This window comes from Paenibacillus sp. M2 (assembly GCF_046713495.1).
In the GTDB taxonomy this organism is placed as follows: domain Bacteria; phylum Bacillota; class Bacilli; order Paenibacillales; family Paenibacillaceae; genus Paenibacillus; species Paenibacillus amylolyticus_B.
The window spans coordinates 2074651-2098178 of sequence record NZ_CP169648.1 but is presented as its reverse complement, the minus strand read 5'-3'; the positions used below and the strand labels follow the sequence as shown (position 1 = coordinate 2098178).

At 46.0% G+C, this 23528-nt stretch carries 22 protein-coding genes; 7 read left to right on the top strand and 15 right to left on the bottom strand.

The window, feature by feature from the left end:
- Positions 1-112 precede the first annotated feature (112 nt).
- The 5 genes from ACETMN_RS09680 to ACETMN_RS09660 all read right to left on the bottom strand — a co-directional run bounded on the left by ACETMN_RS09680 (position 113) and on the right by ACETMN_RS09660 (position 6261).
- On the bottom strand, positions 113-1717 hold the full coding sequence (locus ACETMN_RS09680; RefSeq protein WP_091014596.1) for a helix-turn-helix domain-containing protein: 1605 nt from the start codon (positions 1715-1717) through the stop codon (positions 113-115).
- 11 nt (positions 1718-1728) lie between these two features.
- Positions 1729-3570 carry a sensor histidine kinase gene (locus ACETMN_RS09675; protein ID WP_411736057.1) on the bottom strand — a complete coding sequence of 614 codons (1842 nt, stop codon included), beginning with the start codon at positions 3568-3570 and terminating at the stop codon, positions 1729-1731.
- Positions 3571-3584: 14 nt separating this feature from the next.
- Positions 3585-4454 carry a carbohydrate ABC transporter permease gene (locus tag ACETMN_RS09670; RefSeq protein WP_091014598.1) on the bottom strand — a complete coding sequence of 290 codons (870 nt, stop codon included), beginning with the start codon at positions 4452-4454 and terminating at the stop codon, positions 3585-3587.
- Positions 4455-4476: 22 nt separating this feature from the next.
- The gene (locus ACETMN_RS09665; protein WP_091014599.1) at positions 4477-5367 is read right to left on the bottom strand and encodes a carbohydrate ABC transporter permease; all 891 of its coding nucleotides are present in this window, start codon (positions 5365-5367) and stop codon (positions 4477-4479) included.
- A 207-nt stretch (positions 5368-5574) separates the two neighbouring features.
- Positions 5575-6261 carry an HAD family hydrolase gene (locus ACETMN_RS09660; protein ID WP_047844222.1) on the bottom strand — a complete coding sequence of 229 codons (687 nt, stop codon included), beginning with the start codon at positions 6259-6261 and terminating at the stop codon, positions 5575-5577.
- A 294-nt stretch (positions 6262-6555) separates the two neighbouring features.
- Here ACETMN_RS09660 and ACETMN_RS09655 point away from each other — a divergent pair, with 294 nt between their 5' ends.
- Entirely contained in the window at positions 6556-8274 is a 1719-nt protein-coding gene (locus ACETMN_RS09655) for a methyl-accepting chemotaxis protein (protein WP_411736056.1), read from the top strand.
- Positions 8275-8453: 179 nt separating this feature from the next.
- Here ACETMN_RS09655 and ACETMN_RS09650 read toward each other — a convergent pair whose 3' ends face one another.
- Complete coding sequence (locus tag ACETMN_RS09650; RefSeq protein ID WP_091014601.1) at positions 8454-9425, bottom strand: Gfo/Idh/MocA family protein; 972 nt, start codon at positions 9423-9425, stop codon at positions 8454-8456.
- A 411-nt stretch (positions 9426-9836) separates the two neighbouring features.
- Here ACETMN_RS09650 and ACETMN_RS09645 point away from each other — a divergent pair, with 411 nt between their 5' ends.
- The 4 genes from ACETMN_RS09645 to ACETMN_RS09630 all read left to right on the top strand — a co-directional run bounded on the left by ACETMN_RS09645 (position 9837) and on the right by ACETMN_RS09630 (position 13434).
- Positions 9837-11468 (top strand): thiamine pyrophosphate-binding protein, encoded by a 1632-nt coding sequence (locus ACETMN_RS09645; protein WP_091014602.1) that lies wholly within the window; start codon positions 9837-9839, stop codon positions 11466-11468.
- Between the two features lie 12 nt (positions 11469-11480).
- Positions 11481-11849 (top strand): carboxymuconolactone decarboxylase family protein, encoded by a 369-nt coding sequence (locus tag ACETMN_RS09640; RefSeq protein WP_091014603.1) that lies wholly within the window; start codon positions 11481-11483, stop codon positions 11847-11849.
- Between the two features lie 187 nt (positions 11850-12036).
- Positions 12037-12387, top strand: coding sequence for a hypothetical protein (locus ACETMN_RS09635; RefSeq protein ID WP_036609902.1), 351 nt, complete (start codon positions 12037-12039; stop codon positions 12385-12387).
- A 54-nt stretch (positions 12388-12441) separates the two neighbouring features.
- On the top strand, positions 12442-13434 hold the full coding sequence (locus ACETMN_RS09630; RefSeq protein WP_091014604.1) for a 3-oxoacyl-[acyl-carrier-protein] synthase III C-terminal domain-containing protein: 993 nt from the start codon (positions 12442-12444) through the stop codon (positions 13432-13434).
- Between the two features lie 173 nt (positions 13435-13607).
- Here ACETMN_RS09630 and ACETMN_RS09625 read toward each other — a convergent pair whose 3' ends face one another.
- From ACETMN_RS09625 to ACETMN_RS09595, 7 genes are all read right to left on the bottom strand, one after another.
- A complete protein-coding gene (locus tag ACETMN_RS09625; RefSeq protein ID WP_091014606.1) occupies positions 13608-14177 on the bottom strand; it encodes a manganese catalase family protein in 570 nt (189 codons plus the stop codon).
- Positions 14178-14270: 93 nt separating this feature from the next.
- A complete protein-coding gene (locus tag ACETMN_RS09620; protein WP_091014607.1) occupies positions 14271-14546 on the bottom strand; it encodes a spore coat protein CotJB in 276 nt (91 codons plus the stop codon).
- Positions 14536-14775 carry a spore coat associated protein CotJA gene (locus ACETMN_RS09615; RefSeq protein ID WP_124113811.1) on the bottom strand — a complete coding sequence of 80 codons (240 nt, stop codon included), beginning with the start codon at positions 14773-14775 and terminating at the stop codon, positions 14536-14538. The genes ACETMN_RS09620 and ACETMN_RS09615 overlap by 11 nt, the downstream gene beginning before the upstream one ends.
- A 171-nt stretch (positions 14776-14946) precedes the next feature.
- The gene (locus ACETMN_RS09610; RefSeq protein WP_411736055.1) at positions 14947-16299 is read right to left on the bottom strand and encodes a hemolysin family protein; all 1353 of its coding nucleotides are present in this window, start codon (positions 16297-16299) and stop codon (positions 14947-14949) included.
- Between the two features lie 46 nt (positions 16300-16345).
- Positions 16346-17482: a radical SAM/CxCxxxxC motif protein YfkAB gene (yfkAB, locus tag ACETMN_RS09605; protein WP_411736054.1), complete on the bottom strand. Its 1137-nt coding sequence runs from the start codon at positions 17480-17482 to the stop codon at positions 16346-16348.
- A 220-nt stretch (positions 17483-17702) separates the two neighbouring features.
- Positions 17703-18824: an HD domain-containing phosphohydrolase gene (locus ACETMN_RS09600; protein ID WP_192134750.1), complete on the bottom strand. Its 1122-nt coding sequence runs from the start codon at positions 18822-18824 to the stop codon at positions 17703-17705.
- Positions 18825-18897: 73 nt separating this feature from the next.
- Positions 18898-20328 carry a bifunctional metallophosphatase/5'-nucleotidase gene (locus ACETMN_RS09595; RefSeq protein WP_091014612.1) on the bottom strand — a complete coding sequence of 477 codons (1431 nt, stop codon included), beginning with the start codon at positions 20326-20328 and terminating at the stop codon, positions 18898-18900.
- A gap of 120 nt (positions 20329-20448) precedes the next feature.
- On the opposite strand from ACETMN_RS09595, the gene ACETMN_RS09590 reads away from it, so the two are divergent.
- Positions 20449-21195 carry a molybdenum cofactor biosynthesis protein gene (locus tag ACETMN_RS09590; RefSeq protein ID WP_091014613.1) on the top strand — a complete coding sequence of 249 codons (747 nt, stop codon included), beginning with the start codon at positions 20449-20451 and terminating at the stop codon, positions 21193-21195.
- A gap of 124 nt (positions 21196-21319) precedes the next feature.
- Positions 21320-22369 carry an HD-GYP domain-containing protein gene (locus ACETMN_RS09585; protein ID WP_091014614.1) on the top strand — a complete coding sequence of 350 codons (1050 nt, stop codon included), beginning with the start codon at positions 21320-21322 and terminating at the stop codon, positions 22367-22369.
- A gap of 132 nt (positions 22370-22501) precedes the next feature.
- On the opposite strand, the gene ACETMN_RS09580 is transcribed toward ACETMN_RS09585, so the two are convergent.
- Both ACETMN_RS09580 and ACETMN_RS09575 read right to left on the bottom strand, forming a co-directional pair.
- Positions 22502-22642 (bottom strand): hypothetical protein, encoded by a 141-nt coding sequence (locus ACETMN_RS09580; RefSeq protein WP_017689533.1) that lies wholly within the window; start codon positions 22640-22642, stop codon positions 22502-22504.
- A 150-nt stretch (positions 22643-22792) separates the two neighbouring features.
- The gene (locus tag ACETMN_RS09575; RefSeq protein WP_091014615.1) at positions 22793-23512 is read right to left on the bottom strand and encodes a M23 family metallopeptidase; all 720 of its coding nucleotides are present in this window, start codon (positions 23510-23512) and stop codon (positions 22793-22795) included.
- Positions 23513-23528: the final 16 nt, after the last annotated feature.

The window sequence follows — 23528 nt, the reverse complement described above, 5'->3', positions numbered from 1 at the left end:
CTGGACAACCCGTTTGGTTATCCGTTAACGTAATGATAATCGCTACGCTTTCATGGAGGTGAGGGACATTCTGACTTTGCATGGTGGGAAAAATGACGATCCGTATCTGTTTTCAGTTCTCATACATTTGCCGGAAGCAGGTTGGCGTCATGCCGCAATATTTCTTAAACAAACCGCTGAAATAAGGCCTGTCCTCATAACCCAGCCTCTGGCAGATCTCTTGCACCTGTACACCTGCAACCAGCAACTCTTTTGCTTTTTCCATCCTCATCTTGGTAATATATTGAATCGGCGTTATGCCGGTTTCCTTTTTGAAGGCATTGGCAAAGTAACTTGGACTTAAATGTACGGATTGGGCACAGGCATGCAGCGTCAGATTTTCTGCAAGATTCAGACTGATATATTCCTGTGCTTTGCTAATCGCCTGTTTGACATCGGTGAGTCGTTTTTTGTCCATAATCTCACAACCCATACTGCTAAAATGCTTGATGTATCCCCTCCAGCCCTCAAACGTCAAGGAGCGCATCGCTTCAAGCACTGTCAGGTCGGCCTCCAGACGCAAGCGTTCCTCTGCTGTAATCTCATCACAAAAGGCACGGTAGATGGCAAAAGCCAGTCCGGACAGCAAACGAATCATCGTGAGCGGCTCGGGAAAACCTTCGGAGACCTGCCATTCTTCGAGAATTTCATCAATGATGCGGTGACAGGTGCTCTCATTACCACATTTGAGTGCGTAAAAAAGCTCTTTCTCCTTCTCCAAAGGATACACCGGAGCCACACAGGCCTGATTCTCCAGTTCAGCGTACTTGAGGATGCAATTTCCTTCACTGTAAAAACGATAGGATATCGCCTGATCTGCATGTGCGTAGGACGTCCAGACTTCCTGTGGTCTACGGGCAGTTGTACCAACACCAATCGAGACTGTTTTTTTGCTGAATCGCTCCACATTTTGGCGGCATTGCTCCAGTAGCTCGGAGACATCTATGTGGCTTGGTGTGTTAAATATGGCTGCGAGCCGGTATCGGTTTTCCCGTAAAACAACGCCCTTGGTATAGCGGTTTATGGTTTCTCCCATAATATTTTGGACCGCAAAAGGAACGATTTCGGCATCCAGATGCATCGTGTAACCATATCGCGTATATCCATCCACCTCGATGACCATGACGAGAAGATTGGATGAATCGAGATCAATATGCAGCTCGTTCCAGCGACTTTCATTCAGGAATCCCCCGATTTCATGACGCAACAAACCCAGTAGATAGCTGTGACGCTCGTACTGGCTGCTGCTCTCCACCTTCTGCTCCAACTGTTCCAACTGTTTGCACTGTGCCTGTTCTTCCTTAATCACCTGTCTTACCTTCAACACCGCACCGAGTATTTCTTCAGGGGTAAACGGTTTGAGCAAATAGTCGGATGCACCCAGCTTGATGGCCTCCTGTGCATATTGGAAATCCGAATAACCACTGATGAAAATAAATTTGGCTCGCAGTCCGGCATCCAATGCCCGCTTCATTAGCTCCAGCCCGCTCAACTTGGGCATCCGGATATCACTAATCACGATGTCGGGTTGCTGCTCCAGCAACAAGGACCAACCGCGCTCTCCATTATTCGCCGTGCCTGCAATCCGAACCTGATGATCTTCCCACGGAATAGTTGAAGATATGCCCTTTACAACTGCCTGGATATCATCCATAACACACATCGTCAATTGGCCCATACTGCCCCTCCTCAGGTGATCGGAATCGTGATAACAACTGTTGTCCCTACATCTGTACTGCTATGAAATACAATCGAGGCCACATCCCCATAGTGCAGGCTTAATCTGCCATGGAGATTGGATAGGGCATAACCTTTGCGTCCCCCGTCAGGAGCATCCTCAGCATAGATACTGGCTACATCCATACCACATCCATTGTCAGCCACCTCCAGCCGTAGTGTGTCACCCTGACGATCAATGCGGATCAGGATAACGCCCAAATCTTCTTTGTCATTGAATCCATGCAGGATGGAATTCTCGACCAAGGGCTGGAGCAATATTTTTAAAATATCGACAGCGTAACAAGACGGGTCCCCCACCTCAATCCGATAAATGAACAGATCCTCATAACATTTTTGCTGAAGCTGCATGTATTGTTCGACATGTTTGATCTCCTGCTCCACACTGGTGATGTCTTTGCCATCATTCAGACCTAGACGGAATAACAAGGATAAGGAAACGATCATCTCACTTACATCCTTCTTCTCTCCGCTCTCACTTTTCCAGAACATCGTATTAAGCGTATTGTAGAGGAAATGAGGATCAACCTGCGCCTGAAGCGCCTTGACTTCAAACCGCCGTTTGTCTTGCTCCGTTGTCCGTACTTCTTCAAACAGAATCTGAATCTGCTCCAACATCCGATTGAAACGATGCCCTACGGCGCTGACTTCATCGTCATACTTGCTGCGAAACCGTACATCCAGATCATTGGACTCCACCTCAACCATTAGGCGTCGCAATTTGTTCAGTGGCTTCAGCAGAGCGGAGGCCAGCAGCCTGGACAACCCGAGTGCGAGTAAAATGCAAAACAACATAATCAGGATGATCAGCCAGCGTATCTTTTGTAGGGGGGACAACAAGTCAGCCTTGGAGTGTACACTTACCATGACCCAATCCTCGTTCATCGATAATGCCGAATAGTTAACAAGCATGTCCTCCCCCTGATCGTTCCTGTAGATGAAATTTCCAGCATCGTCACGGCTAAACTGTTGGGTAAAGTCAGGCTCCATAATGAAATCGTAATTTCGGGACCTGGGCCGAATGACTTCATTTCCGTTTTTGTGCAGCAAAAACAGTTGAATCTGGTTATTCATGAGATCCTGCGTCAGAATGTCTCGCATCGCCTCTTCCTTCATATTGACGACCATATAGACATTGGAATAGGTATGATTATCGATCACAATGGGTTTGAGCAACAGAGATAACACATTTCCTTGGGATTGGAATAACTGACTCTGATGTGAACCAAACCACATCGTATTCCAGCCTTGCAGCTTCACGTAGCGTCCGTATTCCCTGTCGAACGAGTTATTGCGATTCGGAAAATCTTTGGTCGAGAAAAAATCACCGATGGGTGTTGTCAGATAAGCGGTATCAATCAGTGGCTCTACGAGCTTCAATTGCGCAAACGACGTTTGCAGCAGCGAGAGATTCTGATAATAATGAGATGTGTTATTTTTTCCCACGTCCTTCATGACCTGGGTGAACGTTTCATTAAGCATAAAAGAAAAAGAGGATACAACAATGTGCCTTAGATGTTCATCCATAACCTGCACTGATTTGTTCAGAATGCTTTGTTTCAGTTCAAGTGCATTCTGCTCAATGTTTCGTGCAGCAAAGAGATAAGAGCATATCCCGGTCACACTGATGCACAAGACTACAAGAAAAATGTACAACAGCTGTATTCTTTTTTTCAGGGACATTTTATAAAAGTCGAATATCATCGGCGCTCGCTCCTTGAACACGGCTTGGCCCGTCCGCTGTGAATTAAAATGAGTATAGCACAGTGGAATTACCCGTAAAACCGTTTCCATGATTGTGCTCACGCCTATCCTTTCACAGCTCCCAAGGTCACCTGCATGAATGATTTGTTGGCAAAAATATAAACAATGAGCAGCGGCAAAATGGACAGACAGGCTCCGGCCATCATCAGTTGGACCTCAGCCGCAGCTCCGATGCCATATCGCAGATTAGCCAGCCCAACCGGCAAAGTCTGCAAGTCCGGATTGCTCATGGTGAACACAAATGGAAGAATATATTCATTCCAAGAACTCTGGAATACACCCAGACCTGCAACGGCGAGTCCGGGCCGCAGGAGCGGAAGAATAATTCGCCAGTATGTGGTGAAAAAATTACAGCCATCAATCATCGCCGCTTCATCCAGTTCGCGCGGGATGCTCTTGAAGAATCCAATCAGAATAAAGTATGTGGCAGCGTGTGCGCTGATCAGTATAATAATAACGCCCCACAACGTGGTATTCAGCCCCAGCTTGACCATGAGGTCAAATTGCGGACGCAGCACAACTGCGCCTATGGAAATAAATAGAGTGGATGCCATGAGCAGGGTGTACCCCTTTTTCCCTTTGAAATTCACTCGATCCACAGCGTAGGCTGACATCGAAGCTACCAGCAACGTGCCAATTGTTGTACTGATGCTAACAAACACGCTGTTCATCGTAAAACCCGAAAAATTGGCGGTTTTCCAAGCCTGAGCATAGTTGGAGAACTGCCAAATCTTCGGCCAGATGGTGGCTCCTCCGGTCAATTCCTGGTTTGTTTTGAAGGAACCGAGCAATACAAGTATGATGGGGAACAGCGACAGCAGAGCGATTGCGATCAAAAACAGCCAAAGTACCGTTCGCTTGGTCCAGCGAATGAGTTGGGGAGACCCTGAGGGAGCAAGTACGTTTTGAGTCATCATCGTTTCCTCCTGAATGGGATTAATAGACATCATTGAGCTTTTTGGATATCCGGAAATAAATGAGCGTCACAGCCCCTACGATGAGAGCCGTTGTGAAACCGACTGCACTGCCATAACCGAGCTGCTGGAGTGATTGTGTGTCAGCCGACACGGGAAACAACAGTTTGAACAAATACAGATACATCACCTCTGTTTTGCCATACGGTCCCCCTTCCGTCAGCACCATAATACTCTCGTAACCTTTCAGCGCCGTGGTAATTGCCAGCATGATGATCATCTGCAAGACAGGACCCAGCAACGGAATCGTTACATTCCGCAGTTTCTGAAACTCACTCGCTCCATCCAGCGATGCCGCCTCATATAACTCTTCAGGAATGCTCTGAAGACCCGCAATGAACAACAACATATAGTTGCCCACAGCCCCCCAGATGGCGATGATGATGGTTGTTAACATGGCATGTTCAGCCCCCAGCCAGCTAATGGATTCGGAGATCACATGATACTTAAGCAGCAATTGGTTCAATATTCCGTTATAGGAGTTGAAAATAATAAAAAATACAATCGCCATGACCGAAGCGCTAAAAATAGTGGGAAGATAATAGATCGCCCTAAAGAGGGATCGCCCTCTCCATTTACGATTCAGAATAATCGCCAGAGTTAACGATAGTGGAATTGTAACGACGAGTTTGCCCAGGGCATACACACCCGTGTTGCCTACAGAATCCCAGAATTGGCCGTCACGCAGAATTCGTCCAAAATTATCAAGCCCGATGAAGACAGGTGTCCCGATGCCTTGATAATCATAGAACATGTAACGCAGCGCCCATAACAGCGGATAGATCCCGAATACAACAGTTAAAAAAAGACTTGGAAAGATGAACATATAGGCATGTATTTTGGATGGTTTCACCAGAATCGAACCCCCTATAGCTTTTGAATGAAGTATAGAGGGAATATGAAGGAAAGCGGGATAGGGAAATCAACTTTCTACAGGGGAGAATGTGACTGCATGATCATACAAAAAAACCTGTATTCAACGAATTTCCGTTGAGTCTACAGGTTTATATCATGTGGTTCGTAATCTTAAATCTCTCAGTATACTTATACAGCGTAGAGGCTACTCTGCTTCATCATACAGACGCAGCAGTTCTGTAAAATCAGAGATGAGCACATCTGAGCCTGCAAGCTCCTCATCACGTCCGAACCCGGCATAGGCACAGCCGATGACCGCCTGACCGTTCATTTTACCCGCTTCCACATCAGAAGAGCGATCCCCTACCATCCATGCGTCCTGAATACGATGTTTCTCAAGCAGGATCTGCACCAGATTAATCTTGGAGGGAGTCTTGTATTGGCCTGCACTGTATACCCCTTCAAAGAAAGGCATAATCTCGTGTGCAAACGCCACACCCTTCACATAGTCCTCCAGCCCATTACTTGCGACAAAAAGACGCACTCCTTGTTGTTTTAATGCTTGCAGCGTTTCCTTCACACCCGGATACAATTGAGAACTTCCTTGATCAAGCCCCTCAATCTCCAGTTGAAGCAACAGTTCGTCTGCACGGCGATGTGCCGCTTCCGACGCCTCAGGCATAACCACTTTCCATATATCTTCGAGCAACATGCCCAAACTTCCCAGCATCCGTTCCTCGGGTGGAGTTTCTCCTTCAAAATGCCCTTCGGCACGCAATGTATCAAATAGTTGCTGGTAAGCTGGCAACAACAGGGTCTCTGTCTGGAACAGCGTACCATCCATGTCAAAAATCATCGCTTCCGGTTTGAGCAATACCTTCTCTTTATTCATGTCCAATGTTCCTTTCGGATTGGGATATTGTATATGTAATTGGAATCGTTCCCTTCCCATGATAAACATAACGTTTGAACGTGTAAACCAACGATTGTAAAACATCATCAACCCCAACCTTATACAACATTAACCAAACGTTATATTATAGTTAAACAAACTATATACAAAAGAAGTTTCTTTACGTATAATACTAAAAAATAGTTCTTTAGACACCTAATCTAAAGACCTATAATTATCACATTTCCAGTTTTTTCGACAACTACATATACCCCATAGAGAGGAATAACAAACATGAAAAAGCGAAAGACCTTTAAGATTTTTTATAAGATTGGATTAGGATATTTACTTGTACTGGCTGTACTGGCTGGTTGCATCCTGCTGATTCAGAACAGTACAAGTCAGCTCCAACGGGAACTGGATTTTCTGGTCGATCACGATATGAGGGTACATGCCCTCACCTATGAACTCGAAAGAAACATGGTAGATATGGAAACAGGTCAACGCGGTTACATCATCACGGGTCAGGACAATTATCTCGATCCCTACACCCAAGGAAAAGCGCAACTTATTACACTCAGAGATGAACTTGCTGCTTTAATTTCGGATAATCCGGCTCAGCTTGCACTTTTGGAAGACATACATACTAATATGGAGAACTGGGTCCAGGTCGCTGGTGAACCTATGGTTGCCCTTCGCCAAGCCAATAATACACAGTCCATTCGAGATTTTTTCGCAGATGATCCAGGTAAAAGAGACATGGACCAGATTCGGACTGCTCTCGATACGTTTCGAACCAACGAGCATACGTTAACCGATAACCGTACAGAAGCACTGAAGCAAAAAAACACACTGCTGAACTTGGAACTGTATGGGGCACTTATCGTTGTGGCCATTATCTCGTTCATTACTGCTTTGGTCCTGTCACGTGCCATTGTTAGAAACATTCGTACCGTAAAGCAGGCATTGAATGACATCGGTTCTTCCAATGGTGACCTGACACTGAGAATCGCTACGCCAATGAAAGACGAAACTCGTGAACTCGCGGAGGCAGCCAATACAATGCTCACTGGTTTGCAGCAAATGATGCTGGACGTTCAAAGCAATGCCATGATTCTGAGCACAGCTTCGGATCGATTGGATAAAGGGGTTGCCGATAGCCATCTTGCAGGAAAAGAAGTTGCCACTGCCATGGAACGCGTGGCTGAAGGCGCTGATGAACAGGTTGCTCTTACGCAAACCATGGTAGCTGCGATGCAGCAATCCCTCAACGGGCTTAATCGTGTCGCCTCCTCGGCAAGTGACGTGGCAGGCCGTGCAGTTCGTACCGAATCCATTGCTGTGGATGGGCAACAGCGCATTGATAATGCTGTAGGTAAAATGAGTTCCATTGAGCAATCCTTCCTCTCTGTACAGGAAGCCATTAATGAAATTTCGAAGATGTCTGATCAAGTGATCAACATTGCAGATTCAATGTCGGGTATTGCGAGACAAACCAATCTGCTTGCACTTAACGCTGGAATCGAAGCTGCCCGCGCTGGCGAAAATGGACGCGGCTTCGCTGTCGTTGCTGCGGAAATTCGTAATCTTGCAGACCAAAGTGCAACATCAGCCAAAGAGATTACAAGTATATTGGAAACCGTGGTAGCAGGTGTTCAAAGTACGGTGCAGGTGGTTGATGAGAGCACTCTACATGTGAATGAAGGGTTGCGGACCATTGAGGATGCAGGTAATGCTTTTTCAACTATTACTCAGCATATTCATAATCTCAGTGGTGAAGTTCTGGAGGTATCTGCTGTTGTCGAGGAGTTAACTTCCGGTAGTGAGGCTGTGATGAGGTCCATCAATGAAGTATCGGCTGTTGTGGAAGATACTGCATCAGCTACAGAAGAAGTATCTGCGATGACGGAGGAACAACTTGCTTCTCTGCAGGAAATGTCTGACACGTCCAAGCAGTTGAATGAAATGTCCGATGCACTTGATCAGCTGGTTAAGCGATTCAAGCTTGCATAATCCGACTCAACCTAGTAATCGAGTATCTAAATAGCTGTATCATGAGCATATATCAAAGGAAAGAAGCATCGCAGACAGACTCACCCGAGCCTCTGCAATGCTTCTTTGTGTTAAGGAGAGCTGAATCAGGAAAAGGTGCACCGGGCACCTCATATGAAAAAACCTAAACACTCCTTTTCTTATCTCGATTGTTCCGTGTTCCGTAGCGCTTCCAGTATCAATTGTGCCTGATACCCATCGTTAAAATCATATATCTTAGCTGGTTTGCCCTGTATACGGGCAATAACATGTTTAAGAACCGGCAATTCACTGGCGGATTCAAGCACTTCTATTGGAGACAGTGGTTCCCCCACCAGACCCGTCTTCAAATCTTCCCAATTTTCCAGGGCAATCGTGCCTTCTATGCCGTACACCACCATGGATACACGTTCTTCCCCCGCAAATTGAGAGATGCCATTTAACTGAATTCGAGTCCCGTCTTCCAGTTCCATTGCAGCCTGTACTTCTAGTTCACAGTCTCCATTCTCAGGATATTGAACCTGAGTGCTCACTACCCGGATGGCTCCAAACACCTTTTGAATCATATGAATCCAGTGAATCCCCACTTCAAGAATAAATCCACCCTGTTCCCGGCTCGTAATCCATGCATTCTGTTGCCATGATCGTGGCCACTGCGGGAATTGCAAAATGAGATCTATTTTGCGAATGGCCCCCACTGTACACTGCTCAATCATCTCTTGCAACTTCAGCACGGAAGGTTCATGCGGCATAGAGAAGTGGATGGCATGAACTACGCCAGCCTGCTCTGCTGCATCCAGCATCTTTTTGGCTTCTTCTACACTATTGGCAAGTGGTTTCTCGCAGAATACATGAATTTTGCGTTCCAGCGCTTCCATGACAACAGGGTAATGAAATTTAGGCGGAACTGCAATATACAGCAGATCAATCTGATGTTCATTCATCAATTGCTTGTAATCCGTATACGTCCTAACTCCCCGATGAGAAGCTGCAAAAGACGCCAAACCGTCCTCATTCGCATCACACACCGCTACAATCTCAATCTTTGTATCCATCTTTGTATTCTCGATTAGATGAACCATATGTAATCCCATTTTACCCAGCCCAATCAGAGCCATCTTGATGACTGTCATCCCATCCCCTCCCAATTCCTTTCCAGTATAGCAGAAAGCAAAGAATTGCGAATGCGATGCGTTGTTACGAAAAAAAATAAACCTCTAGCTTTCAAGTTGCTATTAGAGGCTGAAATTCTTCATTTACAGTCATAATTTTACATTATTTGTAATTCCGTTGCGATTGGGTAATTCGTTGCAGGGATATATAACCAATTATTTTCACTTTATCCAGCAACACTTAAAGCGTTACCAACTTAAGAATCAGGAATTCAGACTCATAAAAACAGGTTGACAAAAAACCACAAAAAAAGATACTCTTCCTAATAACAATGAATATTTCCTCTTACAACCTTAGACTGTAACTTGCATTCAATAAATGGAATATGCGTATGGTTCTAATAACCTATTTCATGAAGCGAGGTGTCCCGCATGAGAACAGTTGCGGACTATTTGGCAGAAACTCTGCGTAATCTAGGCGTTACTCATGTCTTTGGTATTATTGGTAAATCCATCTGTCCTGCTGTACTGAAAATGGTGGATTACGGATTAGAGTTCATTCCAGGCCGTCATGAATCCAGCTCAGGTTTTGCCGCATCCGGTTATGCATTACAGACAGGTAAACTCGGCGTTGCCTTTGCCACATCCGGTCCAGGCGGAACCAATCTGCTTACTGCAGCAGCCCATGCAAAGGCCAACAATCTGCCTGTACTGTTTATTACGGGTCATCAATCCATTCAGGAACTGGGGCTCCCCCAGTGTCAGGATTCTTCTTCCTATCTGGCTGATCTGGCCGAAATGTTCAGACCTGCTACGCTATTCAGCAAACTGGTTGAGCGTGGAGATCACTTCGGCACACTGCTGAATCATGCCCTTTCCATTGCACTCGGCCCTAATAAAGGCCCTGTTCACCTCTGTATTCCTTTTGACGTACAGACTGAATTGTTATTCCAATGCCGGATTGTTATTCCCGAACCGGAACCTCTGTTTAGCGTATCTAATCTGAATCGCATTTTTCCTCTCATTCAACAATCCAACCGCCCTTTAATTATTGCTGGTAAAGGTGTAAGTCGCGCCAGAGCCCATGATGAATTGCTTCAATTGGCCGAATCGTTACACATTCCCGTCATTACTACTCCTGGTGGAAAAGGAGCGATTGCGTGGGACCATCCCCTGTACCATGGACCTTGTGGTGTTGGAGGTTTCCCGCATGCAGACGACATGTTGAACCAAAGTGACCTTTATATCGTACTCGGTTCACGTCTAAGTGACATGACCCTCTGCAATCTGAAGCCTGAACATCATCCGGTACACCTCATTCAATTTGACGCTGATCCTACATTTGTAGGCAAGATTCTGAGCGCTCAAACCTTACATATCACAGGTGATTTGAAGGACAACCTGCAATATTTGCTGGGCACATTAGAAGACCTCCCTACTCCTGTGAGAACCACTGCACCCATGGATTACACGGTCCCTTTACCAGATCTCCCCCAACTGTCTCTGGCTTCTGTGCTAGACGGAATGAGCGATCTGCTTCCGTACGATCATAAGCTGTTTGTTGATGATGGCAGCCATGGATTTCATGCGGTCCAGCGCTATAAAGTCAAGAAACCAGGCAGCTTTGTGTTTGACGCTTACTTTGCCTGCATGGGGAACGCCATTGGTATGGCGATAGGTGCAAAGGCCGCTTCACCTGAAGAGACCGTTGTATGTATCACCGGGGATGGATGTTTCATGATGCTTGGGACGGAGATCCATACCGCGGTATGCAACAATCTGAACGTCATCTTCATTGTTGTTAACAACAAACAACTGGACATGGCACTCAAAGGAATGGAAAAAACAACGGGCAGAATCGATGGTACTTTATATGAAGTTCCTATGGATGCAGCCAAATTCGCCGAATCTCTCGGTGCAGTTGCGTTTCGAGCAGAAACTCTTGCTGAGTTCTCATCTGCGCTGAACACAGCCCAGACGTTGAATCAGGTAACTGTTATTGAGCTTCTGACCGATCGAGATGAAATTCCACCCACGGCTCACCGCACCGTAACTTTGAATTAGGAGGAGCAGATCATGAGTGAACATGTAACTCAGGGACTAGACCGTTTCGCGAAGCTTTCTGGGGAGTACGGTGCAAGAGCCCTCGCCCCCATCAAAGAACATTTTCCCGAATTGTCGGAATTTATTATGGGGACGGCATACGGGGATATTTTTCAGCGCACCACGATTTCGGATCAATGGAAGGAAGTTGCTATCATCTCTTCGTTGATCACCCAAGGCCAGTATGAACAATTAGGGGTGCATTACACCATGGCTCTGAGCGTGGGAGTGACGGTGGATCAGCTCAAGGGAATATTGCTACATCTGGCACCATGTGTGGGTGCTCCACGCATTATAAGTGCATTTAATATTTTGCTTGCCACCTTGGACGAAATACAGTAATTCACTTTTCTACATTTTTATACATGATTCGACTTTTTTATTGATCTTTTTACATTCCTACCTTTATAATATGGTTAAATTATCCTTCGAACCAGCTCTCATCTTAGAAGCTTTCAGCAGAGGCCCTATGGGGCTGTGTATCCATTAGCAGGATAGCCTTAACTCATTTAAAGGAGAGAGATCAAACATGGGAAATTTCATTCTGAAGACTGACGTTCCAAACAAGGTGTTAAACATTGAACTGGAGGGTTCTTTCTCTCAAGAAGACGGTTTGCGTTCCATCTCGGCCTATCAGGATACGATCGCTTCTATTAACACCAAGGAGTATGACCTGAACATCGATTGCAAAAAGTTGAATGTTACTGCTCCGGAGATTGTTCCTCTTCTGGAAGGCTGCCTTCAATTGTTCAAAAAAGATGAATATAAAAAAGTCGTGTTGACCCTCGAGAACAACGCGATTCTAAAAATGCAATTGTCCCGACTTGGTCGGTCAGTCGGTCTGGACAATCTCGAAATCATATCTACCGTTACCACTTAATAAATCAGGCGGACAAGCTGTGAATTCACCCTTCCGCTCAAGAGGAGAATGAAGATGGCCGGAATTCGTATTGTAGATATCGATATCTATCATCCAGCAACCAAGGTGCACAATGATTTTTATATTGAACATTTTGATTCAAGAGGTGTAGATATTCGTGGATTGTTACAGGCACTTGGTCGTGATACACGTTATAAAATTGACAACGATGACGAAAATTCACTAAGCATGGCCTATGAGGCAACCAGTAATCTACTGGAGAAAACCGGACTCACCGGTGCAGATATTGATCTGATTGCTTATGCAAGCCAAACGCCAGAATACATCTTTCCTACGAATTCCCTGATGATCCATCGCCTGATTAACGGAGCTTCTCACACGATCTGTATTGACAGTAACGCGAACTGTGCAGGCATGACCGCTGCTTTCGAACAGGTTAGCCGGCAGATGCTGGGCAATCCTCGAATTCGCCGGGCATTAATCATCGGCTCCGATTACGTGGCTCCTCACGCCAGTCCAGATGATCCCGTATACTTTGCCAATTTCGGTGATGCAGCAGCGGCGGTTATTGTAGAGCGGGATGAACATGCTGTCGGTTTCATTGATTCCATCTATCAGACGGATACCTGTGTGTATGGTAATTCTCTTTTTCCTGCAGAAGGCTTGGCGAAATTGGGCAAAACAGGTGTAGATGCGGGTGCCTTTCATGTGAAATTCATCCCATTTGATGATTCCATCTGTGTGGATGCCGCTTCCGAGTCCATTCGTACTTTGCTGACACGTAACGAGATTGGACCAGACGAGATCAAAGCCGCCTGCTTCTCCCAGCTATCTATTAGTAACATTCGCGCAGTATCCGAGAACGTCGGCATCGGTGATGACATTGCTGTCTATATCGGAGATGAGTTCGGATATACCTCAACCAGCAGTCCGTTCATTGCCTTGCATCGAGCGGTTACAAACGGGCAGATTCAGCGTGGTGACAAAGTGTTATTCTGGACCGTCGGAGCCGGATGGCAAAATGTTGCCATGGTGGTTGAATACTAGGCTTTACTTCGCCAAAATATAATAAACAGGACGGTTCTCTTTCTTCCAAAGAGGATCGTCTTTTTATATGTAAGCAATCCACATCTCAGCACATACACTTCTTCTAGCCTCTCCATTTCTTCAAAGCAAAAAGCAGCCCTCACCGGACTGCCAGGTTCCTATTTTCCACCTGTTCAAAAAATCTTCTTTGTATCCCGATCGTCTTTCAGAATCTCCACGGCCTCCCGGAAACGTAAGGAATGCACGATCTCCCGTTCCCGCAGAAACTTCAGACTATCCTGCAGATCCACGTCATCGGTCAGATCGATTAACCATTGATATGTAGCCCGGGCTTTCTCTTCTGCTGCAATATCCTCGTACAAATCCGCGATCGGATCTCCCTTCGAAGCAATGTATGCTGCAGTAAAAGGTACACCTGAGGAATTCGTGTAAAATAAGGCAGAATCGCGCTGAGCATAGTTAGGCCCGAGTCCCGCTTCTTCCAATTGCTCCACCGACGCGTCCTTTGTTAACTTGTAGATCATGGTGGCAATCATTTCCAAGTGAGCGAATTCCTCTGTGCCGATATCATTTAATAACCCGATAATTTTATCCGGAATGGTATACCGCTGGTTCAAATACCGCAGAGCTGCCGCCAGCTCACCATCCGCTCCTCCATATTGTTCAGCCAGCAATTTTGCCATATGAGGATCACATTTGCTAACCCGAACAGGATACTGCAATTTTTTCTCATACACCCACATGCAGAGCCCTCCTTTTTGAATCAAATCAATCTTGCTGGCATATTCCCCGAGTCCCCGGCTTTACAATTGTGCACGGAAACCCGAGGCGTTATTTCACACTTGCCATGGCCACGGTGTCTGTGACCACTCCCAAGGATATTTGGAGAATGCATGACCAAAGTTCATCAGCGGTCCGTACAATTGTTGAAATTCATGTGCAACTCTCATGCGCTCCTGACTGAATTTGTTGTACTGTTCAATACTCTGAAAGTCACCCGGATGGGTGTCCAGATACAGATTCAGCTCAACTAATACAAAGTCCAGTGCCTGGAGCTCCTCTAACAGCTCATAATACCTTGCATCACAGGCTTTGGGCACTTCAGGCTCCATCCAATTCCACCTTCCTCCCTTTCGATCTTGCTGGTGTATAAGGGCTGTATAATGCAGGCCACAACGTTCCAATTCTTAAGGCTTCTGCCGGGCTGTACTGCGGCCAACCCATAGGTTGAAATGGAATAAATAATTGCGGAGGAACCAGATACGTTCGAATCTCTACAGGCGGACAAGGGTCAAACGGCCCCACAAACGGGGCGTAAGCACGAAGCTGCGGATCTTTCATAGAACTACGCTCCTTTCTCAAGGTTTACTTGTATGCAACATACATTTCAAACGATTGTTTCCCGTCTCTATATCCATATGTTTCAGTTCCGTAAGTTAATCCCCTTTTAGCTGACACATCAAAAAAAACCTCTGAAAATCCACCACAGAGGCGGTACTTTCAGAGGTCTATTTATTGTGATGACTGATCTTCCGAATTCAAGTCTTGAGGAACAGATTGCTTGAACACTCGAACCCGAGTAATCCGCAAACGAGAAGACTCTTCCACTTCAAAGACGTATCCATTCAGCTCCCGAGTTTTGCCCTTGGCTGGACTACCTCCAAGCTCTTTAAAAAGCCATCCGCCAATGGTATCCACTTCTTCATCCTCAATGATGGCTCCGGTCCACTTATGAACTTCTTCAATAAGCGAACGACCATCAATGGAAAAGGAATCTCCACTGCGTTCCATATGCGGACGCTCATCCTCAAACTCGTCATACAAGTCTCCAACGATCTCTTCCAGAATTTCTTCCGCAGTCAGCAATCCAGCTGTGCCGCCATATTCATCCACAACCAGCGTCATCTGAGAATGTTTCTTCTGCATCAGACGCAGCACATGGCTGATTTCCATGGATTCAGGAACGTTTAAGATTGGACGGACGAGTAAAGCCAGATCATGTTGTTGCTCCGGTTTAGCCAGCAACAGATCGGTGATGTGTATAAATCCAATGATCTCATCCTTGTCTTCTACTGCTACGGGATACCGGGAATGTTTGGTTGCATTAATGATCTCCAGGTTCTCTTCCAAAGACATATGTGTGTACAGACAATCCATGTCTGTGCGTGGCAGCATGACTTCACGTGCCAACATATCGGAGAAATCAAAGATGTTGTCCATCAGTTTGATCTCATCTTTATCGATGACACCACTTTTAGCACTCTGCTTCATCAGAATACGAAGTTCATCTTCCGAGTGAGCTTCGCCTTCACTGGCAGGTTCGATACCCGCCAGACGCAGCAATGCATTGGCCGATACATTCAGTACCCAGATGAACGGGAAGAAGATTTTGTAGAACAACAGCAAGGGCGCAGATAAAAACAATGCCACTCCGTCTGTTTTTTGAATAGCTAACGATTTAGGTGCAAGCTCACCCAACACAATATGCAGAAACGTAATGATACAGAAACCGATAATGACCGACACGGTCGAAATAAGCCCTGTATCTCCTACACCAAGTTTAAACATGAGTGGCTCAACGAGCAATTCGGAGATGGCCGGTTCTCCCAGCCACCCGAGTCCAAGCGATGTCAGCGTAATCCCGAACTGAGTTGCCGATAGATAGGAATCCAGTTTACTATTCACCTTCAGTGCATAACCAGCCAAACGGTTTCCTTCACTCTGCAATTGAGTTAAACGTGTTTGCCTTACTTTCACAAGGGAAAATTCCGCTGCAACAAATACGCCATTCAAAAATACGAGCAAAAAGACACAGACCAGATTAAATACCAGCTGTCCAAGATGAAATTCGGTATGAATATCCAAGTTGAAACTCCCCTTTTCTATCTATTTCAGGAATACACCTGGAATATCAACGTGTGATTGCCTTTCTCGATTTGAAATCTACACCCTTGTAATACATATCTGCCACTAGCAGGTTTGGTCCGCAACAGGATGCAATATCGCAATGGCAATTGACCGTTTGATTCAACGGATGTTCAGCTGACCATTCATGGAACACTTCATCCAGTTTACGATCACGAATGTTGCCAAACGCCGGGATATCCGCAAAATCCGTCACATACACATTACCCGTGAACATGTTAACGTTAACGCGGTTGCGTCCGTCCGGATCGTTACGTACCGTCACATTTGGTTCGCTGTATAAACGGTTGATCAGTTCCCGATCCTGCTCTGCTGCACTGCACGCGAAGAATGGCAGGGTCCCGAATAACATCCACATATCTTTGTCACGCACATCAAGCAAACGATGAATAGCTGCTCTCATATGGTCCAGTGATAACACGGGCAACGACGAAGCAAAGTTTGAGTTATACATCGGATGTACTTCATGACGAACACAGCCCATCTCACGAATCAGTTGGTGAATACCATCCAGCTTGTCGTGCGTGCGGAAGTTAATCATGGACTCCGCAGAGATAAACATGCCTTGTTCACTCAATTTGCGGGAATTCTCAATCATTTTCTCATACATCTTCACCGCGACTTCACGTTTCACAGGTCTGCCACTATTCGCAAATCCAACTTGATGGAAATCGTCAGCATTCAGATAGTTGAATGAGATATGCATAACGTCCAGATAAGGTAAAAGTTGCTCATATCGACTGATATCCAGCGTTAAATTCGAATTGATCTGGGAACGAATTCCACGTTCCTTGGCATATTTGAGCAGCGGGATAATCATCTCATCCACTGTTTTCTGGCTAAAGCTTGGCTCGCCACCCGTCAGACTAATCGTCTGCAGATGCTCCACTTCATCCAACCGTTTCAGCATCAGAGGGAGCGGAAGAGCCGGCGCCTCACGCATCGTAAGCATATCTCCCACGGCACAATGCTCACATCTCATATTGCACAGATGTGTCACGGTCATTTCTACACTGGTCAGCACATGGCGTCCATATGTACGCAAAGAGCCGATCGGATCCCATGGATCATTCGTTGGCGATAAAGGCATCGGTTGTACCGATCCTGAGTTTAGCATGGTCATTGTTCTTCACCTTATTCCTTTTATTAACCTAAAAAGTTTTATTTACATCATACCTTGTGTTTCTCTTTTTGGAGTTATCTTTTATCATAGCACAATTTTGAATGCTCCGGCATACGCAGACCCTGTCCATTACATGACAAAAAACGCTCAGGCAACTCTGGACCGAGTTACGAAACGGTCCGGATATTACGACATGAGCGCTAATCATCTTTCAAGTTGTTCAGCTTTCCACCTGTTCACTTTGAGCCGCTGAAGGTGTATCCTCCACACCCTCTACACCTGTGATCATCACGGACAGTGCTGTAGACAGGTTAATTTCGTAGGGCGAAGATAAGGTCTGGCCGTCGGCATCCTTGAGCACCCGGATAAGTGGACGTTGAGGAACACGTGGATGAATCGCTGCGACCACCCCAACCTCTCCCGTACTGAGCGTGACCGATAGACCCACGGGGTAGATCGCTACACAATCCCTGAATCTCTCCAGCATTCGTTGTTCATAAAGCGTTCCTGAGCCCGTATACAGCACCTCTACGGCCTGATGTGGCAGCAAGGCTTGCTTGTAGACTCGATTCGTTGTCATGGCATCATACGAATCAGCAAGAGCAATCCATTTGGCATACTCATGAATCTCTTTATCCTTTAGCCCAAAGGGATATCCACTGCCATCAATTCGTTCATGGTGCTGCAATGCACAATGCGCGGATAGAAGCGGTATACCTGGTTCATCTTTGAGAATACGGTGTCCATATGTAGTGTGCTGCTGAATGATTTTGAATTCCTCGTCACTCAATCTGGAAGGTTTATGCAAAATTTCTGGTGCAATCTGTGTTTTGCCGATATCATGCAACAAAGCGCCCAGACCAATCTCCATTAATTGCTGGCGTGTGTAACCCGAAGCGACACCAAGAACCAGCGTGTACACACATACATTCAGAGAATGGTTATATAGGTCAAAATCACTGGAGTTCATGTCCATCAGCATAATCATGGCTTCCTTTTGGCTGCCGATGTCCTCCAGAATCGCATTCATCACACCACTAAGCGCTTTACCGAAATGAGGAATCCGATTCTTCGTTTTCATTCCCGACATGCTCTGAAATTGCTGTTTGATCTCGACCAGTGCTTTCCTTCGGGTCTCTTCCTGCAACATTTCAGGAACGATGATGTCCTCTGTCGCAGCATCTTTAATATACACATAACCGACTCCGAGATCCTTAAGGCGTCCAATCAATCGATTGGTTAGCTCTACATCTTCACTAAGTAATACAAGGCCTTCTTCACTATAAATACGTTTCCCCAGCTTCATGCCAGGCTGCAATAAGTTTATATGTACTAAACGCACAGCCTATCCTCTCCCGCTCCGTAGATGTAATTACCACTAGCCGCCGCTTCAGCAGAAGGCAAGTACTTTAAATTTAGCTTTGATGCCAGCGGGCTCGCAGGCTGTCGTCCAGAGCCCCTGGTCGTTTTATTTCCGTTTCCAGCAAATCGCGTATGAATTCCGGAAGATGATAGAGCGTACGGGTTCCATGAGCAAGAGGAGGATACCCCACATTGAACGTAAACATGTCCAGTGTCCCAACGATATACTCACATTGTTCGTCCATAGGCTCCCCATTGATGGATATGGCCTGGATCTTCTCATAGGCTGGCGCATCTGGATTGTATTGAACTTCCATTCCGTCCATACATAACGTGCCTAGAATATGACCACGAAAACCAAATCCCACAATGGGCTTACCTGAAAACTCGTCCAACAAGGACTGCTCAAGTGCTTCACGAATATGACTTCCACTCAAGCATATTGTACAAGCATTTATAGGAGATGGACATAGGGAATGCAACATTCCTTTTGTAATATTACCTTGTGGAAGATCTCCGAGAAGCTGACCTGCATTCACCAGAGACAGCTGTGCCCCCGTGAAATGACGTACAGCTTGTGCAAGCAAGGTTGCAAACGGGGATTCCCGGTCATACGTGATGGGCAGCACCCGATCCGTTATCACTGCCGTCTGATTGAGTGTCCTTTCGGCCTCCGTACGATTCGTAGCGATTGCCAGCGCGACCTGATCATCCAGTAATATACTCTTGGCAGCCATACAACCGCTACTTACCAGTTGGAGAGGTTCTCCCACACTTGTTCGTTCCAGAACCACTTTCCCAAGCCATTGACCAAATTTCCCGGCTGCGCCCAGCACGGTCTGACCAATGACTAAGGGTTCTTCGAGAACATGATGGGTATGTCCACCGAGAATAACATCAATTCCAGTAATCTGCTCTGCCAGTCTCCGATCTGTCGAAAGCCCCAGATGTGAAAGAACAACCACTACATCCACTTCATCACGTAATGCTTCCACTTGAGCTCTTAGTGACTCCACAGGGTCCAGAACATCCCACCCAAGCAGTTCATAAAACGTGGTAAAAGGGGCAGTTGCCCCCAGCAGACCAACGCGAAATGGACCTTTCTCCATAATCAGAGAAGGTTTCATCCACACTGGCGGAAGGCCAGTATCTCGCTCCACAACATTGCCGCATACCACAGGACACAGAAGTCCAGCGTATAACTGTGAGAGCTGATCTGGCGTAAAGGTTAGTCCTTCGTTGTTACCGATTGTAATGGCATCGTAGCCCGTCAGGTTAATAACATCAACATTAGCCGTCCCCAGCGTCCCTTCTGTCTCAACGGCCATCCGGTCCATATGATCGCCGATATCCAATACAAGGAAGTTGCCACCCAGGTCACGTTCCTCATTGATCATAGCGGCGATGGTGCTCATGGAGCCGAAGTGGCTATGAATGTCGTTGGTGTGCAGAATCGTTAACGTTTGCTTCTCCCTGGTGCTCATCACACCGCCTCCCCTGCTCTTCAATAAACGTTCATTCTTCTAATGGATAAGCATAACATTTTCCGCGTCGTTATGATATATTTATAGGGTTTAGAGATCAAAAAGAGGTGAGTCATATCTATGAAATTGACAATTCAACTATTTGCAGGCATTGCAGAACGTTTAAATACATCCCTTCTGGAGTTTGAGTACATTGGAGACATGCCAACCGCTGCCGATTTAAAAGAAAAACTGAGTCTGGCCTACCCAGAGGCAGCTTCTCAGATAAGGACATCCTTTTTGGCAGTTAACCAGCAGTACGCTCCTGCCGATACTATACTTAGCTCAGAAGATGAACTTGCGTTGATCCCTCCCGTCTCTGGAGGTGATGGTACGGATATATCCGATGAAAAGCTTCGCTCTACCGTTCCAGAGCATCGGACTGAGGATGGCTTATTTCTAATTACAGAATCCACTCTGTCCGTGGAAGCAACAACGGCGCTAGTGATTACCCCGAATCACGGGGCAGCTCTTACTTTTGTAGGTACGACTCGTGAAATGACCGGTGAACAGCGCACCGTTCATCTTGAATACGAGGCCTATGTGCCGATGGCTCTTTCTCAGATGGCAGCCATTGGTGTGGAAATCTCCGATCGCTGGCCTGGTGTGTTATGTGCAATCAGTCACCGAATTGGCAAAGTGGATGTGGCAGAGATTAGTGTAGTCATTGCCGTTTCCTCGCCTCATCGCAACGACTGTTATGATGCAAGCCGTTACGCCATCGAGAGACTGAAACAGACTGTTCCGATCTGGAAAAAGGAAATTTGGGAAGATGGATCTGAATGGAAGGGACATCAATTAGGACCATGGAACCCCATGGAGAACTAAACAATGAGCCTTTACACCTTTTTAGACAGAGTGGGTTAATAGTAAATAAGTCGTTGTCAACCCATTTTTTTCTTGTTATTATAATTATATGTGTCGATATTAGTCGAGAAAAGGTGGTTTATACGTGAGAGTGCATGTTACTGATCTTAAACCGGGTGACCTGTTAAAAAATGATGTATACAACAGTTCGGGTCTCCACATGCTGATGAAAGGTTCCACCCTCAGTGAAGATGACCTATCCAAACTGTTGCAACATGGAATCGAGTACGCAGATGTAGAACACACAACATCCGACCTACACTCTGATGCACAAACCTTACCTTCCGATCAATCCCGTCTGTTAACTAACTTGTTTAACGATACGATCAAAGGTACTGAATCTCTATTTCAACAAGCAATGGAGAAGGGTTTTATTGATGAGACACAGGTCGATGAGATTTTGTTTACCCTAACAGAACAGTTGGAAAAACAAAAAGATGTTGTCTCCTTGTTGCTTATGCTGGACGGGGATAGCGATTATACGTACAACCATTCATTGCAAGTCGGAATGCTCGCTTTTTATATCGCCGGCTGGATGGGTTACAACCCCGAGGAATGTCTAACGGTAGCCAAAGCAGGATATCTTCATGATATCGGCAAGTCTAAGATTCCTTCTGAGATTTTACATAAACCTGGTAAATTGACCACGGAAGAATTTGACGAAATGAAGAAACACACATTCTATGGGTACGATATCATTAAAGAATCCACGCAGGATGAAATTCTGGCAATGGTTGCACTTCAACATCATGAGCGCGAGGATGGAAGTGGTTATCCTCATGGACTGCGAGGAGACGAGATCCACCCATATGCCCGTATAACTGCTGTAGCAGACGTTTACAGCGCCATGACGACGAATCGGGTATACCAGACCAAACAGGAACTGATTTCTGTTCTGTGTGAGCTGTACAGTCTCAGCTTTGGTCAGTTAAATGCTGAAGCAACGCAGGAACTGATCAAGCACATGCTGCCTAATTTTATCGGTAAAAGGGTTCTGCTCACCACGGGTCAGACGGGACTCATTGTCATGAATAATCCTGCGGATTATTTCCGACCACTCGTTCAGACCTCTACGGCCTTTATCGATTTAGCGAAAGAAAGAGATATTGCTATCGTTGAGATTTATGTACAGTAACTGTTCATTGTACACAGCATGTATACGAAGAACCCCATAGTAACTGAAATAACCAACTCACAGGTTGGCATATGACAAAAGGGAAGCCATCATCGGCTTCCCTTTTGTCTATTCCGATTCGATCATGTTGGATTACACGCAGAATGCTTTTGTGATGATAACCAACAGAATGAACAGTACCAAAATTGCACCAGTGTTTGTGAACATATTGTATCCGCCAACGCCGCCTACTCCGCCTACGTTGCCACCACAGCCATATCCTACTTCGCTCATGTGATTGCCTCCTCTTCATCAGGTATACCCTAACATATGACGTTTCCGTTGGAATGAACCGGGCGAACAGGCAACATTTGATAAATGGTTGTCTGTCTGCATCTACCTGAGTGGGTTAGCCTTTTGCTATTCCCTGTTCTTTGCAGAGATCTATATGTCGGAATCCGAATCAACCTGGATGCCTTTTTCCTTGCGGTACATGATAACAAGTAATCTCCAAAATTCATAACTGCCTTTGTCATTCATAATAAACGGTCGATAATAATCAAATGCTTGCTGCGCCCATGCGGGACAATCCATATTGGAAAGTTGCTCCTGTTGCTGAATCCATCCCCCTTGAATCTCCAGCGTTTTCTGCATGGCTTCAAACACTTTCTTCTGCTCAGTGGTCATCGGCGGAGCCTCCTGTTCCTGAGATGCAGTTCCGTATTCGGCCTGTAGATACGCACCCGGTTCTGTCACACCATCTTCGCTGGCTGTATAACCGTAAGATGGTGCACTTGTTTTACGAATCTCATAATGTACATGCGGGCCAGTACTCTGACCCGTGCTTCCCTGATTACCGATAAGCTGCCCTCGCTTCACACGCTGCCCAACGGTTACGGCAATCCGCGAAAGGTGAGCATAACAATGCAAGTAGCCACGATGATCTTGAAGGGCAACTGTAAGCCCGTAACCGCCGAATCCGGAGCCTGTAACTCCTTCGGAAGCAAAACGTACCCTACCTTCCATAAAGGCATAGACGGGGCCATTCCAAGGCTCTGTCACGAGATCAATTCCGCGGTGAAATGTCTGTCCACCATGAATAGGATGAATTCGATAGCCGAATGAACTTGTAATCCGATATCCCTCGAAAGGGTTCACGCTCATACACTCACATCCTTTT

What these genes read in the sequence shown, in the direction of transcription:
- ACETMN_RS09615 (WP_124113811.1), bottom strand. Translation starts at nt 14,775, where the DNA reads ATGAAAGATCCGCAGCTTCGTGCTTACGCCCCGTTTGTGGGGCCGTTT.
- ACETMN_RS09650 (WP_091014601.1), bottom strand. Translation starts at nt 9,425, where the DNA reads ATGACAGTCATCAAGATGGCTCTGATTGGGCTGGGTAAAATGGGATTA.
- ACETMN_RS09625 (WP_091014606.1), bottom strand. Translation starts at nt 14,177, where the DNA reads ATGTGGGTGTATGAGAAAAAATTGCAGTATCCTGTTCGGGTTAGCAAA.
- ACETMN_RS09680 (WP_091014596.1), bottom strand. Translation starts at nt 1,717, where the DNA reads ATGGGCCAATTGACGATGTGTGTTATGGATGATATCCAGGCAGTTGTA.
- ACETMN_RS09590 (WP_091014613.1), top strand. Translation starts at nt 20,449, where the DNA reads ATGAAATTGACAATTCAACTATTTGCAGGCATTGCAGAACGTTTAAAT.
- ACETMN_RS09640 (WP_091014603.1), top strand. Translation starts at nt 11,481, where the DNA reads ATGAGTGAACATGTAACTCAGGGACTAGACCGTTTCGCGAAGCTTTCT.
- ACETMN_RS09635 (WP_036609902.1), top strand. Translation starts at nt 12,037, where the DNA reads ATGGGAAATTTCATTCTGAAGACTGACGTTCCAAACAAGGTGTTAAAC.
- ACETMN_RS09655 (WP_411736056.1), top strand. Translation starts at nt 6,556, where the DNA reads ATGAAAAAGCGAAAGACCTTTAAGATTTTTTATAAGATTGGATTAGGA.
- ACETMN_RS09575 (WP_091014615.1), bottom strand. Translation starts at nt 23,512, where the DNA reads ATGAGCGTGAACCCTTTCGAGGGATATCGGATTACAAGTTCATTCGGC.
- ACETMN_RS09670 (WP_091014598.1), bottom strand. Translation starts at nt 4,454, where the DNA reads ATGACTCAAAACGTACTTGCTCCCTCAGGGTCTCCCCAACTCATTCGC.
- ACETMN_RS09580 (WP_017689533.1), bottom strand. Translation starts at nt 22,642, where the DNA reads ATGAGCGAAGTAGGATATGGCTGTGGTGGCAACGTAGGCGGAGTAGGC.
- ACETMN_RS09630 (WP_091014604.1), top strand. Translation starts at nt 12,442, where the DNA reads ATGGCCGGAATTCGTATTGTAGATATCGATATCTATCATCCAGCAACC.
- ACETMN_RS09620 (WP_091014607.1), bottom strand. Translation starts at nt 14,546, where the DNA reads ATGGAGCCTGAAGTGCCCAAAGCCTGTGATGCAAGGTATTATGAGCTG.
- yfkAB (WP_411736054.1), bottom strand. Translation starts at nt 17,482, where the DNA reads ATGACCATGCTAAACTCAGGATCGGTACAACCGATGCCTTTATCGCCA.
- ACETMN_RS09675 (WP_411736057.1), bottom strand. Translation starts at nt 3,570, where the DNA reads ATGGAAACGGTTTTACGGGTAATTCCACTGTGCTATACTCATTTTAAT.
- ACETMN_RS09660 (WP_047844222.1), bottom strand. Translation starts at nt 6,261, where the DNA reads ATGAATAAAGAGAAGGTATTGCTCAAACCGGAAGCGATGATTTTTGAC.
- ACETMN_RS09645 (WP_091014602.1), top strand. Translation starts at nt 9,837, where the DNA reads ATGAGAACAGTTGCGGACTATTTGGCAGAAACTCTGCGTAATCTAGGC.
- ACETMN_RS09595 (WP_091014612.1), bottom strand. Translation starts at nt 20,328, where the DNA reads ATGAGCACCAGGGAGAAGCAAACGTTAACGATTCTGCACACCAACGAC.